Here is a 16616-nt window from a genome sequence, read left to right as displayed (position 1 = left end):
TTGGACTCGCGGGGTCTGGACGTTGGACTCGCGGGGTCTGGACGTTGGACTCGCGAGGTCAGTCCAGGTCGTCGTGGCGCATCAGGCGGCGGCCGGCCTCGACGATGGAGCCGGACAGCGACGGGTAGACCGAGAACGTGTGCGTCAGGTGCTCGACGGTGAGCTGGTTCTGCACCGCGAGCGCGATCGGCAGGATCAGCTCGCTCGCAGTCGGGGCCACCACGACGCCGCCGATCACCACGCCGGTCGCCGGGCGGCAGAACAGCTTCACGAAGCCGCGGTGCAGGCCCTCCATCTTCGCGCGCGCGTTGGTGGCGAGCGGCAGCATGATCGTGCGGGCGGGCACCTCGCCGGAGTCGATGGCCTGCTGGCTGATGCCGACCGTGGCGATCTCCGGGTGCGTGAACACGTTGGCCGCCACGGTCTTCAGCTTGATCGGCGCGACGCCCTCGCCGAGCGCGTGCCACATCGCGATGCGGCCCTGCATGGCGGCGACCGACGCGAGCATCAGCAGCCCGGTGCAGTCGCCCGCCGCGTAGACGCCCGGCACGCTCGTGCGCGACACCCGGTCCACCGAGACGAACCCGCCCTGGCCGGGGCCGATGCCGACCTTGTCGAGCCCGATGTCGGTCGTGTTGGGCACGGAGCCGACGGTCATCAGCGCGTGGCTGGCCTCGACGGTCTGCCCGCCGCGCAGGTGCACGAGCACGCCCTTGCGGGTGCGCTCGACCCGCTCGGCACGCGCGTGCTTGATCACCTCGGTGCCACGCGCGGCGTAGACGTCCTCGAGCACGGCGGCGGCGTCCGCGTCCTCGTGCGGCAGGACCCGGTCGCGGCTGGAGATCAGCGTGACACGCACGCCCATCTCGGTGTAGGCGGAGACGAACTCCGCACCGGTGACGCCGGACCCGACCACGACGAGGTGCTCGGGCAGCTCGGGCAGGTCGTAGATCTGGCGCCAGTCGAGGATGCGCTCGCCGTCGGGCTCGGCGCCGGGCAGCACGCGCGGAGTGGCGCCGGTGGCGATCAGCACGACGTCGGCGTCGAGCACCTCGGTCTCGCCGGCGTGGCTCGTCGCCGCGATCCGGTGCGCGGCGAGGCCGGTGCGGTCGTCGCAGAACCGGGCGCTGCCGTTGATGACCCGGACGCCCTCGCGCTGTACGCGGTTGCGCACGTCGGCGGACTGCGCGAGCGCGAGCCCTTTCACCCGGCCGTGGACCACCGGCAGGTCGACCGGCGGCAGCCGGCTGCCCGTGCGGATGCCCAGCTCGTCGGCGTTGTGGAAGGCCGAGCGCGCGCCGGCGGAGGCGATGAACGTCTTGGACGGCACGCAGTCGTAGAGCACGCACGCGCCGCCGAGCCCGTCCCGTTCGACGACCGTGACGTCGGCCCCGTGCTGGGCGGCGACGAGCGCGGCCTCATACCCCGCCGGGCCCCCGCCCATGATCACGATCCGGGTCACCCGGAGCTCCCCTCATAGTCCTGAACCCTCGGGGGCAACGGTACGCGGGGCGGTTTGGGCGAACACGCCCAGCGCCATGGCGCAGGCACGTGATCCGAGGTATCGCTACGCTGTCGGTCGTGCCGCTCTACGCCGCGTACGGGTCCAACATGGATCCCGCCCAGATGATGGAGCGAGCCCCGCACTCGCCGATGGCGGGGACCGGCTGGCTCGTCGGCTGGCGGCTGACGTTCGGCGGCGAGGACATAGGCTGGGAGGGTGCCCTCGCGACGATCGTCGAGGAGCCGGGTTCGCAGGTGTTCGTGGTGCTCTACGACGTGACCCCCGAGGACGAGGCACGGCTCGACCGCTGGGAGGGCTCGGAGCTGGGGCTGCACTCGAAGATCCGCCTGCGGGTGCAGACGCTGGAGGGGTCCGTCCTGGCGTGGCTGTACGTGCTGGACGCGTACGAGGGCGGGCTGCCCTCGGCGCGGTACCTGGGCGTCGTCTCCGACGCGGCGGAGTCGGCCGGCGCCCCGGCGGACTACGTGGCCGACCTCCGAATCCGCCCCTGCCACGGCATCGGCCCGTAGTCCCCGACCGGCCGCGCACCCGCCGACCACGTCCGCCCAACGCCTCGCCAACCGCCGCCGACCGAGCCGATGCGTTAGCAAACGCCCGCGCGCAGACCTGCCCGCCATCGCCTGGGGGACCCCTGGTCTCACCCTATCGGCGAGGGCCGACGGAAACGGGCCGGCGAGCATGACCTGTGGACAACTCGCTGCCTGTGGACAACCCACCAACGGCCCTTGATGAACAGCGCCGGCGCGCGGGATAGTGAGCCGCATGGGTGCCCGGCCTGAGTGTCCTTACAGTCCGAGCGGGCGCCATCAACCCGAGGCCAGCGACCCCAGGCGCTGCGCGTTCTGCGGGGCCGCCCTGTGAGCCGCCGCCAAGGGGCCAAGCAGCTCCCGCGCTCCGGGCACGGCGACGCGCTCTGCAAGCACATCAGCGCCGGCAGCTGCACCTGGTGGTGCTCCTACCGCCGCTTCGCCAAGGTCTGCCTCGCCCTCGTCGCCGTCGTCGGCGGGTTCGGGGCGCTCAGCTTCTTCCTCGACAAGACCGGCGGCGTGACCCGGCTCGTCGACGCCGGCATCGCGGTCGGCGGCTACATCGTGTTCGTGTTCGTCCTCATCGCCGTCGCCAACCGGCGCGACGGCGGCGACCACTACTGAGCGAACGAAGAAGCTAGTGTCCCGCCAGCGCGGCCAAGGCGGTGTGCGTCAGCACCCGGACCCCGGACAACAGCGCCCGCTCGTCCAGGTGGAACGTCGGCTGGTGCAGGTCCGGCATCTGGCCGTCACCCGACCACACGCCCAGCCGCGCGAACGAGCCCGGGATGTGCTCCAGGTACCAGCCGAAGTCCTCGCCACCGGACGACTGCTTCGTCGACGTCACCGCCTGCTCGCCCAGCGCCGCCTCGACCCCGGCGCGCAGCACCGCCGTCGACTCCTCGTCGTTCACCACCGGCGGCACGCCCCGGCGGTGCTCGAGCTCGAACCCGACACCGGTCGGCGCCAGCAGCGACTCGACCAGGCCCGCGACGAGCGGCTCCAGGTCGGCCCACACCTCGTGGTCGCCGGTCCGCAGCGTGCCGCGCAGCACGCCGTCCTGCGGCACCGCGTTCGGCGCCTCGCCCGCGTGCACCGCGCCCCACACCAGCACCGTGCCCGAGCGCGGGTCGATCCGCCGGGACAGCAGCGCCGGCAAGCCGGTGATCACGGTGCCCAGCGCGTGCACCAGGTCGGCGGTCAGGTGCGGGCGCGAGGTGTGCCCGCCGGGCGAGGTCAGCCGCAGCTCCAGCAGGTCCGTGGCCGACGTGATCGCGCCGACCCGGGTCCCGACGTTGCCGACCTGCACGCGCGGATCGCAGTGCAGGCCGTAGATCGACTCGACGCCGTCCAGCCCGCCCGCGGCGATCACGTCCAGCGCGCCGCCCGGCATGACCTCCTCGGCCGGCTGGAACACCAGCCGCACGCGGCCGGGCAGCTCGGGCGCGGACGCGAGCGCCAGGCCCGCGGCCGCCAGCATCACGGTGTGCGCGTCGTGGCCGCACGCGTGCGCCGCGCCGGGCACGGTCGAGGCGTACGGGAGGCCGGTGAGCTCGGTCAGCGGCAGCGCGTCCATGTCGGCGCGCAGCGCCACGCAGCGCTCGCCGGTGCCGACGTCACAGATGAGGCCCGTGCCGCTGTCGAAGAGCTTGGGCCGCAGCCCGCCGGCTGACAGCAGGCCGGCGATCAGCTCGGTCGTGGCGAACTCGCGCCGGGAGAGCTCCGGGTGCGCGTGGATGTGCCGGTACCAGGCGAGGACGTCCACCGCGTTGCGCCCGAGCCAGTCGTCGAGCCACGCAGGGCCGCGCCCCGCACCAAGGTCCTCCACACTGGGCATACTGACGCCCTTGTCGGTCAGAAGCACACCGGCCCCGTCGCCTGAGTTCACATCGTCGCGGTCCCGCGACATTCCGGACCGCGAATCGAGCACTGTCACGCGGCAATCCTGCACCATCGGCTGTGGAGGATCGCACGAGGTTAGCTGGTCGACCGGTCAGCCGGTCCGGCTCGTGCGCCGAGCGGTGTATGCGCTTCAGCCTGGCTAAACGATCACAATCGACCAACGACCGTCAGCCCCCGCTGCCTGCGCCCTGCTGCTTCTTCCTGCGCTTGCTGCGGATGCTGCGCCCCCAGATGACGATGCCGACCAGCACGACCGACGCCACGCCCATGACCAGCTTGCGCTTCGATTCCTGCTGGTCGTTCTCGGTCTCCGGCTGGAGCTTGGGACCGGACGGCGCGGTCGCGCCGGGCGAGGAGGGTGCCGGCTTGGTCGTCGTCGGCTGCTGCGCGACGACCTGGTCGTCGGCGGACACGTCGGCGGACACGTCGCTGGACAGATCGCTGAGCACGGCGGGCGTGGCCGGCTCGGCCGAGGCGACCGCGGGGGCGGCCGGCAGTGCCGACAACAGACCCAGCAGGGCGACGATCACGAGCCGGGGAGCGCTCCGCATGCGCTCAACTCTAGTCAGCGCCCGGTGAGTCGGCGAACACCTCCAGTATCCGCTCGGCCGCGAGCGTGGGGGTCAGCTCGCCGTCGGCGACCTCCCGTTCCAGGTCAGGGGCGAGCGCGCGGACCCCGGGGTGCTCCTGCAGCCGGGTGAGCAGCGTGTCGCGGACCATGGTCCACGTCCAGTCGACCTGCTGGCGCCGCCGCTTGTCCGCCAGCTCACCGGACTCCGAGAGCGTGCGGTGGTGGCGCGCCACCTGCTCCCACACCGTGTCCAGGCCCGCGCCGGTGAGCCCGCTGCAGGTCAGCACGGGCGGCGTCCACCGGGTCTCCGCCGTGCGCAGCAGCCGCAGCGCGCCGGCGAGCTCCCGCGCGGCCTTGCGCGCCGGCACCTCGTGCTCGCCGTCCGCCTTGTTCACCGCGATCACGTCGGCGAGCTCGAGCACGCCCTTCTTGATGCCCTGCAGCTGGTCGCCGGTGCGCGCGAGCGTGAGCAGCAGGAAGCAGTCGACCATGTTCGCCACAGCGATCTCCGACTGCCCGACGCCGACGGTCTCCACGAGCACCACGTCGTAGCCGGCCGCCTCCATCAGCACGATCGTCTCCCGGGTCGCCCGGGTGACGCCGCCCAGCGTGCCGGACGTGGGCGACGGGCGGATGAACGCGGCCGGGTCGACCGCGAGGCGCGCCATCCGCGTCTTGTCCCCGAGGATCGAGCCGCCGGTGCGCGACGAGGACGGGTCGACCGCGAGCACCGCGACCCGGTGGCCCGACTCGGTCAGCATCGAGCCGAGCGCGTCGATGAACGTCGACTTGCCCGCGCCCGGCACGCCGGTGATGCCGACCCGGTGCGCCCCGCCCGCGTGCGGCAGCAGCTCGACGAGCAGCTGCTGGGCGAGCGCGCGGTGGTCGGGCCGGCGCGACTCGACGAGCGTGATCGCCTTCGACAGCCTGCCGCGGTCCCCGGCACGGACTCCCTCGGCGTAAGCGGAGACGTCGATCTCGCGGGTCACGTGATGGGGTGCCCGTGCGCCTCGGCGAGCTTGCGGAGCAGGTCGCCCGCCGCTTCGGCGATCACCGTGCCGGGACCGAAGATCGCGGCCGCGCCCGCGGCGTGCAGCTCGTCGTGGTCCGCGGGCGGGATCACGCCGCCGACCACGATCATGATGTCGTCCCGGCCGAGCGCGGCCAGCTCGTCGCGCAGCGCCGGCACGAGCGTGAGGTGCCCGGCCGCGAGCGAGTTGACGCCCACGATGTGCACGTCGGCCTCGACCGCCTGGCGCGCGACCTCGGCCGGCGTCTGGAACAGCGGGCCCACGTCCACGTCGAACCCGAGGTCGGCGAAGGCCGTGGCGATCACCTTCTGGCCGCGGTCGTGTCCGTCCTGGCCCATCTTCGCGACGAGGATGCGCGGCCGGCGTCCCTCGGCGTCGGCGAACGCGTTCACCACCGCGCGCGCGTCGTCCACACTGGACACAGCGCCGACCTCCTCGGAGTAGACGCCGGAGATCGTACGGATCTGCGCGGAGTGGCGGCCCCAGACCTTCCCGAGCGCGTCGGAGATCTCGCCGACCGTGGCCTTCGCGCGGGCCGCGTCGATGGCGAGCGCGAGCAGGTTGTCGCCACCGGCGGAGTCGGCCGCGGCCGCGCGGGACAACGCGGCCAGCGACGAGTCGACCGCGCCCTGGTCGCGCTCCTCCCGCAGCCGGCGCAGCTTCTCCACCTGCTGCGCGCGCACGCCCGCGTTGTCGACCTTGAGCACCTCGATGTGCTCGTCCGCGTCGGCGAGCCGGTACTTGTTGACCCCGATCACCGGCTGGCGGCCGGAGTCGATGCGAGCCTGCGTGCGCGCGGCCGCCTCCTCGATGCGCATCTTCGGGATGCCGGCGTCGATCGCGCGCGCCATGCCGCCCGCGGACTCGATCTCGCCGATGTGCTCCCACGCGCGCCGCGCGAGGTCGTGGGTGAGCCGCTCGACGAACGCGCTGCCGCCCCACGGGTCGATCACCCGCGTGGTGTTGGACTCCTGCTGCAGCAGCAGCTGGGTGTTGCGCGCGATGCGGGCGGAGAAGTCGGTCGGCAGCGCGAGCGCCTCGTCGAGCGCGTTGGTGTGCAGCGACTGCGTGTGCCCCTGGGTCGCGGCCATCGCCTCGACGCACGTGCGGATCACGTTGTTGTAGACGTCCTGGGCGGTCAGCGACCAGCCCGACGTCTGGCAGTGCGTGCGCAGCGACAGCGACTTGTCCGACTTCGGCTCGAACTGCCTGACGAGCTTGGCCCACAGCAGCCGCGCCGCGCGCAGCTTGGCGACCTCCATGAAGAAGTTCATCCCGATGGCCCAGAAGAACGACAGCCGCGGCGCGAACGAGTCCACCGGCAGGCCGGCGTCGATGCCGGCACGGATGTACTCGACGCCGTCCGCGAGCGTGTACGCGAGCTCCAGGTCGGCGGTCGCCCCCGCCTCCTGCATGTGGTAGCCGGAGATCGAGATGGAGTTGAACTTCGGCATGTGCCGCGAGGTGTGCGCGAAGATGTCGGAGATGATCCGCATCGACGGCTGCGGCGGGTAGATGTAGGTGTTGCGGACCATGAACTCCTTGAGGATGTCGTTCTGGATGGTCCCGGCGAGCTTGTCCTGACCCACGCCCTGTTCCTCGGCCGCGACCACGAACAGCGCGAGGATCGGCAGCACCGCGCCGTTCATCGTCATCGACACCGACATCCTGTCCAGCGGGATGCCGTCGAAGAGCCGGCGCATGTCGTAGATCGAGTCGATGGCCACCCCGGCCATGCCGACGTCGCCCGCCACCCGCGGGTGGTCGGAGTCGTAGCCGCGGTGCGTGGCGAGGTCGAAGGCGACCGACAGTCCTTTCTGGCCGGCCGCGATGTTGCGCCGGTAGAAGGCGTTGGACTCCTCGGCGGTGGAGAACCCGGCGTACTGGCGGATCGTCCACGGCTGGTTGACGTACATCGTCGGGTACGGACCGCGCAGGTACGGGACGATGCCCGGGTAGGTGGCGAGGAAGTCGAGCCCGGCGGTGTCCTCGTTGGTGTACAAGGGTTTCAGGACGATGCCCTCGGGGGTCTCCGTGGCGAGCGCGTCGGCCGCCTTGCCGGTGGCCTCCTGCAGCGCGGCGTGCCAGTCGGCGGCCGGCGGGCTCTCGGGCTCGCCCAGCTCGACGTCGGAGAAGTCGGGGATCATGAGCCCTCCAGCTTCGACTCGAACGGCTCCGCGTAGCGCACCCTCGGCAGGCCGCCGCCCGGCACGGGCGGCGCGGGTTTGCGGTTCAGCGGTTTCTCGTCCTCGTTCGGGAACACGGTCACGCCGGTGATCGACTCCTCGCCGGCGGCGAACCGCGCGGTGCGGGCCGTCCGGGTGGCGGCGATCTTCTCGTCCACCAGCCCGCTGTCGAACGCCCGGACGAGCCCGCCCGCGCGCTCGATCTCGGTGAACACCGCCCAGCCGGCGCGCGCGAGCTCGTCGGTGTGCCGCTCGACGTACCAGGAGCCGCCCGCCGGGTCGATCACACCGGCCACTTTGGACTCCTCGACCAGGATCGAGTGGGTGTTGCGGGCGATGCGCCGGGCGAAGGCGTCGGGCAGGCCGATCGCGGAGTCGAACGGCAGCACGGTCACCGCGTCCGCCCCGCCGACACCGGCGGCGAAGCAGGCGACCGTGGTGCGCAGCATGTTCACCCAGGGGTCGCGGCGGGTCATCATCGTCGACGAGGTGACCGCGTGCTGGGGCGCGCTGCGCACGCTCGCCCCGCAGACCTCGGTGACGCGCGCCCACAACCGGCGCGCGGCGCGGAGCTTCGCGATCGTGGCGAACTGGTCGGCGGTGGCGGCGAAGCGGAACTCGAGCCGGCGGGCGGCCTCGTCGACCGCCAGCCCGGCGCCGGTCAGCGCGCGGAGGTAGGCCACGCCGGTGGCGATCGCGCAGCCGAGTTCCTGGCCGTCCGACGAGCCGGCCTCGTGGTAGGGCAGGGCGTCGGCGACGATCGCGCGCAGGTTCGGGTGGCCCTGGGCGCGGCGGGCCACCTCGACCGCGACGTCCAGGTCGGCCGGCTCGCCGGTGCGGGCGCGCAGGCCGAGCGGGTCGGCGCCCAGGTTGCCCCGGACCTCGCTGTCCGCCACGCCCTTGTCGGCGTGCACGGCGAGCAGCGTGTCGGCGGCGGCCACCGCGTCGCGGCCGGCGTCGAGGGTGACCGGGGCGAGGTCGACGTAGACGTCCGCGAGCACGTCGGCGAGCACGTCGCCCGGCAGCCCGCCGGCGCCCACGACGAGCCACAGCGACGTCCCGCCGTGCTCCAGGTCGGCGAGGATCGCGCGGCTCGTGGTCGCCGGGTCCGGGTCGGCGTGACGCTGGCGGACGTCCCATCCGGCGAGCACCCGGCCGTCCGGGGCGCCACCGCGCACGAACGGCGGCAGGCCCGGGAAGCCGGCCTCCGGCGCGGGATCGTCGGCCGTGTAGAGCGGCCGCACGGCGAACCCGTCGTAGGTCTGGCTCGCGAGCGCCGCCTCCACCTCGTCCGGGGCGATGTCGGGGTCCACGCCGGACTTCCGCAACACGCCCCGGACCAGCTCGCGCCACTGGTCCCTGGTGGCCGCCGGGAAATCGGCAGCCAGGCTCAACCGCTCCGCCGAGGTCATACCCCGCAATGCTACGGATGTTGCCGGTCCGCGCCGGGCGGTGTGGTGAATGCCGCAGAATGGGCGCCGTGTCCAGCCCGCCGACCGACAGCCCGGCAGAACTGCCGCCGGACCGGCTCGTCGCCGGCCGGTACCGGCTGCGCCGCCGCCTCGGCCAGGGCTCGATGGGCACCGTGTGGGAGGCCTACGACGAGTTCCTGCGCCGCCCGGTCGCGGTGAAGGAGGTCCTGCTGCCGCCGGGAATTCCGGACGCGGAGGCCGACGAGCTGCGCGAGCGGACGCTGCGGGAGGCCCGCGCGATCGCCGCGCTGTCGCACCCGAACGTGATCACGCTGCACGACGTCGCGCGCGAGAACCGCGAGCCGTTCGTGGTCACCGAGTACATGGCGGCGCACAGCCTGGCCGAGCTGCTGCGTGCGCTCGGCCCGCTGCGCCCCACCGCCTCGGCCGCGATCGCCGACGCGGTCGCCGCCGGGCTCGCCGCCGCGCACCAGGTTGGCATCACGCACCGGGACGTCAAGCCGGGCAACGTCCTCGTCGGCACGACGCCCGCGACCAACGGCACGGTGAAGCTGACCGACTTCGGCATCGCCCGCAATGTCTCCGAGCGCACGATGACCCGTACCGGGATCATGCTGGGCTCCCCCGCGTACATCGCGCCGGAGGTCGCCGCCGGGCGCGAGGTGACGCCGGCCGCCGACCTGTGGGGCCTCGGCGCCACGCTCTACGCGATGCTCGAGGGCAACCCGCCCTACGACCTCGACGGCACCGTGCTGGAGATCGTGAACCTCGTCGTGCACGGCGAGGTGCCCCGGCCGTCGTCGGAGGGCCCGCTGGCGGAGATCGTCCAGGCGCTGCTGGTGAAGGAGCCGGCCGACCGGATGTCGCTCGCGGAGGCGCGCAACCGTTTGCGCCCGCTGCTCCCGCCGCCCGGTTCGCCGCTGCTGACCGGCGAGGACCTGGCCGCGCTGTCCGATCCGGACCAGCAGCCGACGAAGCTCACCCCGAAGCCGAAGCCGACCGCGCCACCCCTGCCGCCCCCGCCCGCGGCCCCCGACGTGCCCCAGCTCGCGCCGGCGCCGGGCCCGCTGCCGTTCGACGCGACGGCCCGCCGCCCGCTGCCCCGGCGGCGGCGCCGCGGCCGGGTCGCCTCCGCGCTGCTGCTGGTGATCGCGGCGGTGCTGTTCTTCGCCGCGGCCGGCGGCGGCTTCGCGCTCGCGCGGGTGGTCGGCGGCGAGCCGCTGCTGCCGCCGGCGCGGACGGCCGGCACCACGCCGTCGGTCCCACCCGAGACGGGCGCGCCGGACCTGGTGACGCAGAAGGGCGACGCGGCGACGGTGAACGGCGTGCAGGGCGGCGGCTACTCGATCGTCGTGCCGCGCGGGTGGGTGCGGTTCGTCGAGGAGCGCGCGACCGGCGATCTCCGCAGCACGCGGATCTACTACGTGTCCGCCGACGGCCGCCAGCTGCTCACCGTCGAGCGGTTCGACGACTACCTCCCAGACCGCACCATCGACGACTACGTGGACTCCCTCGCCGACGACGAGAACCAGACGTACGCGCTGGCGAACCGCACGCAGACGAGGCCGCTGGCCGGCGGCGAGCAGGGCGAGCAGCTGACCTACCGGACGAAGACGAACGCGGCGAACCTGGCGCCCGGCGCCGGCGACCTGAACCGGGTGACGTTCGCGAACGTGCTGTCGCTGGGCCGCGACCTGTGGGTGGTCGCGGTGACCGTGCCGGTCGACCAGGAGGACACCGGGCGCGAACAGCTGTTCGCCCGGATCGCGAAGACGTTCCGGGTCACCGGCTGACCTCCGGCTACAGTCGGCGCCGTGACAGACGACTTCGCCACGCTCGCCGACGACGCCGCGGCCGCGCTGGCCGGCCGCACCGGGGTGGACAAGCACGACGTGGCCGTGGTGCTCGGCTCCGGCTGGCGGCCCGCCGCCGACGAGCTCGGTACCGCGGACGCCGAGATCCCGATGGCCGACCTGCCCGGGTTCGCCGCGCCGACCGTCGCCGGGCACGGCGGCACGATCCGCTCGCTGCGGGTCGGCGACCGGCGGGTGCTGATCCTGCTCGGCCGCACGCACTTCTACGAGGGCCGCGGCGTCGGCTCCGTGGTCCACGGCGTGCGGACGGTCGCCGCCGCCGGCTGCCGCACGATCGTGCTCACCAACGCGGCGGGCTGCCTGCGCGACGGCATCCCGGTCGGCTCGCCGGTGCTGATCAGCGACCACCTCAACCTGACGGCCACCTCGCCGCTTCAGGGTGCGCAGTTCGTCGACCTGACCGACCTGTACTCGCCGCGGCTGCGGGGGCTCGCGAAGGAGATCGACCCGACGCTGGTCGAGGGCGTGTACGCGGGCCTGACCGGGCCGCACTTCGAGACGCCGGCGGAGATCCGGATGCTGCGCACGATGGGCGCGGACCTGGTCGGCATGTCGACGGTCCTGGAGGCGATCGCCGCACGCGCGGCCGGGCTGGAGGTGTTCGGCCTGTCGCTGGTGACGAACCTGGCGGCCGGTGTCACCGGCGAGCCGCTGAACCACGAGGAGGTCCTCGAGGCCGGCCGGGCGGCGGCCGGGCGGATGGGCCGGCTGCTCCAGTCGCTCGTGGCGCGTTCATGAGCCTCTCGTCCACCTTGCGCGACGAGGCCTTCCGGTGGATGGCCGACGATCCGGACCCCGAGACGAAGGCGGAGCTGCAACGCGTCGTCGCGAACGCCATGGGCGGCGTGTCCGGGGCGGCCGACGACCTGGCGGACCGGATGAACGGCACGCTCACGTTCGGTACCGCCGGCCTGCGCGGCCCGGTCCGCGCGGGGTCCAACGGGATGAACCGCGCGGTCGTCATCCGGGCCACGGCCGGGCTCGCGGAGTGGTTGCGGCACAAGGGACACGCGGGCGGGACGGTCGTCGTCGGCCGCGACGCGCGGTACGGCTCGTCGGACTTCGCCGAGGCCGCGGCCGGCGTGCTCACCGCGGCCGGCTTCACGGTGCTGACGATGCCCGGCCCGTTGCCGACGCCGATCACGGCGTTCCTGGTGCGGTCGCTCGGCACGGTGGCGGGCATCCAGATCACGGCGTCGCACAACCCGCCCGCGGACAACGGGTACAAGGTCTACACGGGAGTCGGCGAGCCGGTGGGTTCGCAGATCGTGCCGCCGGACGACCGGCTGATCGAGGCGGCCATCCGCGGCGTGCCGGCGGCGCGGACGGTGCCGCTCGCCGACGGGGCGATGCCGGTGGGCGACGCCTTGGTGGACTCCTATCTCGAACACGTGGCCTCGCTGCCCCGCGGGGTCGCGCGGGAGCTGCGCGTGGTGCTGACCCCGATGCACGGCGTCGGCGGCTCGACGGTGCTGGACGCGTTGCGGCGCGCGGGTTTCCCGGACGTCACGCTGGTCCCGGAGCAGGCGGCGCCGGACCCGGACTTCCCGACGGTCGACTTCCCCAACCCGGAGGAGCCCGGCGCGGCGGACCTGCTGCTGGGCTTCGCCGAGTCGTCGGACGCCGACCTCGCGATCGCGCTGGACCCGGACGCGGACCGCTGCGCGCTGGGCGCCCGCTTCGCCGACGGGTGGCGCATGCTCCGCGGCGACGAGACGGGCGCGCTGCTCGGCGCGCACGTGTTGTCCACTTTGGATCGTGCGGCGCACCCGGACCCGCTGGTGGCGTCGACGATCGTGTCGTCGTCGCTGCTGGGTCACATCGCGGCGGCGCACGGGGCCCGGCACGCGGAGACGCTGACGGGGTTCAAGTGGCTGGTGCGCGCCGGTTCGGGTCTGGTGTTCGCGTACGAGGAGGCGCTGGGCCTGTGCGTCGACCCGGCGTCGGTGGCGGACAAGGACGGCATCTCGGCGTCCGTCCTGGCCTGCGACCTGGCGGCGACGCTGAAGGCCGCGGGCCGGGGCGTGCCCGCCGCGCTGGACGACCTGGCCGTGGCGCACGGCGTGCACCTGACCGACCAGCTGTCGCTGCGCTTCACGGACACGTCGGCGATCACCCCCATGGTGACCGCGCTGCGCTCGTCCCCGCCGGCCTCGCTGGGCGGGGTGGAGGTCACGCAGGACAACCCGGCCCCGGACATCGTCCGCCTGCGCGCGGACGGCCTGCGCGTGGTGATCCGCCCGTCGGGCACGGAGCCGAAGGTGAAGGCGTACCTGGAGGTCGTGGAGCCGGTCGCCGCACCGGAGGCGCTGGAAGCCGCTCGCACCAAGGCGACGGAGCGCATGACCGCCCTGCGCGACGAGGTGGCCACACTCCTCAAGGCCTAGGCTCGCCGCGCGGATCGGCTACGCGCCGCGCGAGTTGCGCCGGGCCAGGTCTACCCGCGATGCTGCGCCGGTGGCCCGGTTGCTGATCGTGCATCACACGCCCTCGCCCAACGTGCAGGCCATGTTCGAGGCCGTGGTGGCCGGGGCGACGACCGACGAGATCGAGGGCGTCGAAGTCGTGCGGCGGCCCGCGCTCGCCGCCACCGTGCCCGATGCGCTCGACGCGGACGGGTACATCCTCGGCACGCCGGCCAACCTCGGGATGATGTCCGGCGCCCTCAAGGTCTTCTTCGACCTCGCCTACTACCCCTGCCTCGACGCCACCCGCGGCCGGCCCTTCGGCCTCTACGTCCACGGCAACAACGACACCACCGGCGCCATCCGTGGCATCGAGTCCGTCACCACCGGGCTGGGCTGGGCCAAGGCCACCGACACGGTCACGGTCACCGGCGAGCCGCGCAAGGACGACCTGCAGCGCTGCTGGGAGCTCGGCGCCACGGTCGCCGCGACGCTGATGGGCTGACCGTGCACAACGCTGCTCCCGCTGTGCAGCCGCGTTCGTGCGCGAAGGTTACCGGCCGGTAGGACGGGTGGGTAATCACGAACCCGAGACGGGATGAGGGATATCCACATGCGCACGAGGACCAAGCTGACAGCGGCGATCGGCGTCGCGCTGACGGCCGTCCTGGCCGGGGGCCTGGTGACCACGATGTCCGCCGCCACCGAGGCGGCGAGCACCGCGGCCGGCGTCAAGCGCGACATCGCGCTGATCCTCGACTACACGGTCAAGAAGTCCTGCCCGGTCTACCCGAACTACCCCAAGGCCGGCGTCAAGGGGAACAACATCAACTGGACGATCTCCACGACCGACATCGTGGGCTGGCGCTACAACGTCAACAGCACCTGGTCGATGATCAGCGACAAGAAGTACCGCAACACCGGACACGTCTGGTGGGGCTTCGTGCACCGCGACTGCATCGGCACCTCGGTCGGCGGCGAGCACTTCCCGACGCCGACCAGCCACTACCCCGCCGGCAAGGCCGCGCCGACCCGGGTGCTGCAGGGCCGCAGCGCGCAGGCGAAGGACCACTACCGATCGGTCGACTTCCGGGTGTCCGCCGGGCACGTCGTCAACGACCACGCCCGCATCGACAGCTTCGGCACGCTGCGCGACGCGGCCAACCGGTTCGTGATCGGCAACGTCTTCCCGAAGTGGCACGTGCACAAGACCAACCAGCAGTCACACGGCTGGGTCAAGGTCTACGTGCCCAACGCGAAGCGCTGGGGCTGGGTGCAGAACACGCACTTCTGACGAGGACGGGCCGCGGCCACGAATTCGGTGGCCGCGGCCCGCTCACGCCCTGCCGAGACGCTGGACGCGGATCGCGAGCCGGCGGGTGCTCACGCGGACGCCTCCTCCATGACCGGGGCCTTCGCGTCCAGGTCGCGCTCGCACTGCTCGTAGTTGGCGATCTTGTAGTTGAGCACGTCCAGGCAGCTGTTCAGCTCGGCGATCCGCTCGAGCACCTCCGCGCGCTGCTCGATCAGGATCTGCTTGCGCCGGGTGGCGCTGGCGTTGCCCTGGTGGCGCAGCCGGGCGTACTCGCGCATCATCCGGATCGGCATGCCGGTCGTGCGCAGCCTGGTCAGGAACTCGAGCCAGGCCAGGTCCTCGTCGGTGTAGGCCCGCCGGCCGCCGGAGTCGCGGGCGGGCGGGTCGATCAGCTGGATGCGTTCGTAGTAACGGAGGGTGTCGATCGACAGCCCACTGCGATGGGCCGCCTCGGCGATCGCATAAGTCACGTCTTCGACGTTAGAAGCTGGAGCGCACTCCAGGTCAAGCCGATAAGGCTAGAGATCGTTCTCCTTGGGGAGCGCCCACGCCTCCAGGCGCTCGGCCATCTCCGGCACCCCGACATTGCCGCGGCCGACCTCGCGGACCAGCTCGAGCGCCTCGTCCTCGTCGGCGTCGATCCACCAGCCGTTCATGTCGCACAAGGTCACCGCGGCCACCCAGCCGAGGCGCCAGTTGCCCTCGGCGAGCGGGCGGGTGGTGACGATGGACTCGAGTAACGCGGATGCCTTGAGCCACAACGTGTCGTAGGCCTGCACGCCCAGGACGGTGGCGCGCGGCCGGTGGGCGGCGGCGTCGAGCAGGCCGAGGTCGCGCACCACGAGGTCGCCGCCGGTGACGGCAGCGGCCAGCACGAGCAGGTCGCTGGCGTCCAGGTACACGATCACCGGGTGATCATGCCATCAGCCACCGACGGTTTTCAGGCGGTTCCGATCCTGTTCAGCAGGCCCTGGTAGCGCGGCAGCACGCGGCTGAGCACCTCGGCCAGCTGTTGTTCCTTCTGCAGCCGTGCCCATCGGTCGGCGAGCGCGAGCCGCATGATCTCCTGCTTCGACCGGCCTTCCGCCGCGGCCAGCTCCGCGAGGCGCGAGTTCTCCTCGTCGGACAGCCTCAGAGTCATCGCCATACGATCCAAGGTACCACCGTGATACCACTCCGGACGAGCGTCAGACTGCCCCGTACTGGCGGTCACCCGCGTCCCCCAATCCCGGGACGATGTACCCGGAGTCGTTGAGTCGCTCGTCCACGCTTGCGGTGACGAGCCGGACCGGCAGCCCGGACTTCTCCAGGTGCCGGATGCCTTCGGGCGCGGCGAGCGCGCAGACGGCGGTCACGTCGGTCGCGCCGCGGTCGGTGAGCAGGCGGATCGTGTACTCCATCGAGCCGCCCGTGGCGAGCATCGGATCGAGCACGAACACGGGCCGCCCGGCGAGGGTGGCGGGCAGCGACTCCATGTACGGCGTCGGCTCGAGGGTCTCCTCGTTGCGCGCGAGGCCGACGAATCCCATCTGCGCGTCGGGGATCAGCTTGTGCGCCTGGTCGGCCATGCCCAGCCCGGCCCGGAGCACGGGGACCAGCAGCGGCGGGTTGGCGAGCCAGAAGCCCTCGGTGCGGGCGACCGGGGTGTGGATGCGCTCGGTGCGCACCGGGGCGTCGCGCATGGCCTCGTAGATGAGCATCACGGTGAGCTCGTGCAGGGCGGCGCGGAACGTGGCGTTGTCCGTGCGGGCGTCCCGCATGACGGTCAGCCGCGCCTTGGCCAGCGGGTGGTCGACGGTGCGCACATCCATGAGGCGACACGGTAACCGACACAATGGGGATGTCAC

17 protein-coding genes are annotated in these 16616 nt (G+C 72.7%); 7 read left to right on the top strand and 10 right to left on the bottom strand.

Annotated features, from left to right (window positions below):
• Positions 1-58: 58 nt before the first annotated feature.
• A complete protein-coding gene (locus VH969_RS19605) occupies positions 59-1462 on the bottom strand; it encodes an NAD(P)H-quinone dehydrogenase (protein ID WP_331976240.1) in 1404 nt (467 codons plus the stop codon).
• Positions 1463-1581: 119 nt separating this feature from the next.
• On the opposite strand from VH969_RS19605, the gene VH969_RS19600 reads away from it, so the two are divergent.
• Entirely contained in the window at positions 1582-2034 is a 453-nt protein-coding gene (locus VH969_RS19600; protein WP_331976238.1) for a gamma-glutamylcyclotransferase family protein, read from the top strand.
• 348 nt (positions 2035-2382) lie between these two features.
• Positions 2383-2676, top strand: coding sequence for a hypothetical protein (locus tag VH969_RS19595; RefSeq protein ID WP_331976236.1), 294 nt, complete (start codon positions 2383-2385; stop codon positions 2674-2676).
• A gap of 13 nt (positions 2677-2689) precedes the next feature.
• Here the strand turns inward: VH969_RS19595 and VH969_RS19590 are convergent, their stop codons facing one another.
• The 5 genes from VH969_RS19590 to VH969_RS19570 all read right to left on the bottom strand — a co-directional run bounded on the left by VH969_RS19590 (position 2690) and on the right by VH969_RS19570 (position 9154).
• A complete protein-coding gene (locus VH969_RS19590; protein WP_414638573.1) occupies positions 2690-3988 on the bottom strand; it encodes an amidohydrolase in 1299 nt (432 codons plus the stop codon).
• 133 nt (positions 3989-4121) lie between these two features.
• Complete coding sequence (locus tag VH969_RS19585) at positions 4122-4505, bottom strand: hypothetical protein (RefSeq protein WP_331976234.1); 384 nt, start codon at positions 4503-4505, stop codon at positions 4122-4124.
• 10 nt (positions 4506-4515) lie between these two features.
• Positions 4516-5514: a methylmalonyl Co-A mutase-associated GTPase MeaB gene (meaB, locus tag VH969_RS19580; protein WP_331976232.1), complete on the bottom strand. Its 999-nt coding sequence runs from the start codon at positions 5512-5514 to the stop codon at positions 4516-4518.
• A complete protein-coding gene (gene scpA / locus VH969_RS19575; protein WP_331976230.1) occupies positions 5511-7703 on the bottom strand; it encodes a methylmalonyl-CoA mutase in 2193 nt (730 codons plus the stop codon). The genes meaB and scpA overlap by 4 nt, the downstream gene beginning before the upstream one ends.
• Positions 7700-9154 carry a methylmalonyl-CoA mutase subunit beta gene (locus tag VH969_RS19570; RefSeq protein ID WP_331976228.1) on the bottom strand — a complete coding sequence of 485 codons (1455 nt, stop codon included), beginning with the start codon at positions 9152-9154 and terminating at the stop codon, positions 7700-7702. Before VH969_RS19570 ends, scpA begins: the two co-directional genes overlap by 4 nt.
• Before the next feature lie 68 nt (positions 9155-9222).
• Between VH969_RS19570 and VH969_RS19565 the strand changes: the two genes are divergently transcribed.
• The 5 genes from VH969_RS19565 to VH969_RS19545 all read left to right on the top strand — a co-directional run bounded on the left by VH969_RS19565 (position 9223) and on the right by VH969_RS19545 (position 14748).
• Positions 9223-10968 (top strand): serine/threonine-protein kinase, encoded by a 1746-nt coding sequence (locus VH969_RS19565; protein ID WP_331976226.1) that lies wholly within the window; start codon positions 9223-9225, stop codon positions 10966-10968.
• A gap of 21 nt (positions 10969-10989) precedes the next feature.
• A complete protein-coding gene (locus VH969_RS19560) occupies positions 10990-11787 on the top strand; it encodes a purine-nucleoside phosphorylase (protein ID WP_331976224.1) in 798 nt (265 codons plus the stop codon).
• Complete coding sequence (locus VH969_RS19555) at positions 11784-13436, top strand: phospho-sugar mutase (protein ID WP_331976222.1); 1653 nt, start codon at positions 11784-11786, stop codon at positions 13434-13436. Before VH969_RS19560 ends, VH969_RS19555 begins: the two co-directional genes overlap by 4 nt.
• Before the next feature lie 70 nt (positions 13437-13506).
• Positions 13507-13959, top strand: coding sequence for a flavodoxin family protein (locus VH969_RS19550; RefSeq protein WP_331976220.1), 453 nt, complete (start codon positions 13507-13509; stop codon positions 13957-13959).
• A 108-nt stretch (positions 13960-14067) separates the two neighbouring features.
• The gene (locus VH969_RS19545; RefSeq protein ID WP_331976218.1) at positions 14068-14748 is read left to right on the top strand and encodes a hypothetical protein; all 681 of its coding nucleotides are present in this window, start codon (positions 14068-14070) and stop codon (positions 14746-14748) included.
• A gap of 89 nt (positions 14749-14837) precedes the next feature.
• Here VH969_RS19545 and VH969_RS19540 read toward each other — a convergent pair whose 3' ends face one another.
• From VH969_RS19540 to upp, 4 genes are read right to left on the bottom strand one after another with little or no spacing between them, the layout of a single operon-like run.
• Positions 14838-15239, bottom strand: a complete 402-nt coding sequence (locus VH969_RS19540; protein ID WP_331976216.1) for a MerR family transcriptional regulator — start codon at positions 15237-15239, stop codon at positions 14838-14840.
• A gap of 48 nt (positions 15240-15287) precedes the next feature.
• Entirely contained in the window at positions 15288-15677 is a 390-nt protein-coding gene (locus tag VH969_RS19535) for a type II toxin-antitoxin system death-on-curing family toxin (protein ID WP_331976214.1), read from the bottom strand.
• 32 nt (positions 15678-15709) lie between these two features.
• Positions 15710-15916 (bottom strand): ribbon-helix-helix protein, CopG family, encoded by a 207-nt coding sequence (locus tag VH969_RS19530; protein ID WP_331976212.1) that lies wholly within the window; start codon positions 15914-15916, stop codon positions 15710-15712.
• Between the two features lie 40 nt (positions 15917-15956).
• Positions 15957-16580 (bottom strand): uracil phosphoribosyltransferase, encoded by a 624-nt coding sequence (upp, locus tag VH969_RS19525; RefSeq protein ID WP_331976209.1) that lies wholly within the window; start codon positions 16578-16580, stop codon positions 15957-15959.
• Positions 16581-16616: the final 36 nt, after the last annotated feature.

This window comes from Actinophytocola sp. (assembly GCF_036555685.1).
Taxonomy (GTDB): Bacteria; Actinomycetota; Actinomycetes; order Mycobacteriales; family Pseudonocardiaceae; genus Actinophytocola.
Note: the sequence above shows the minus strand (reverse complement) of the source record. Positions and strands in the feature narration are given on the sequence as shown.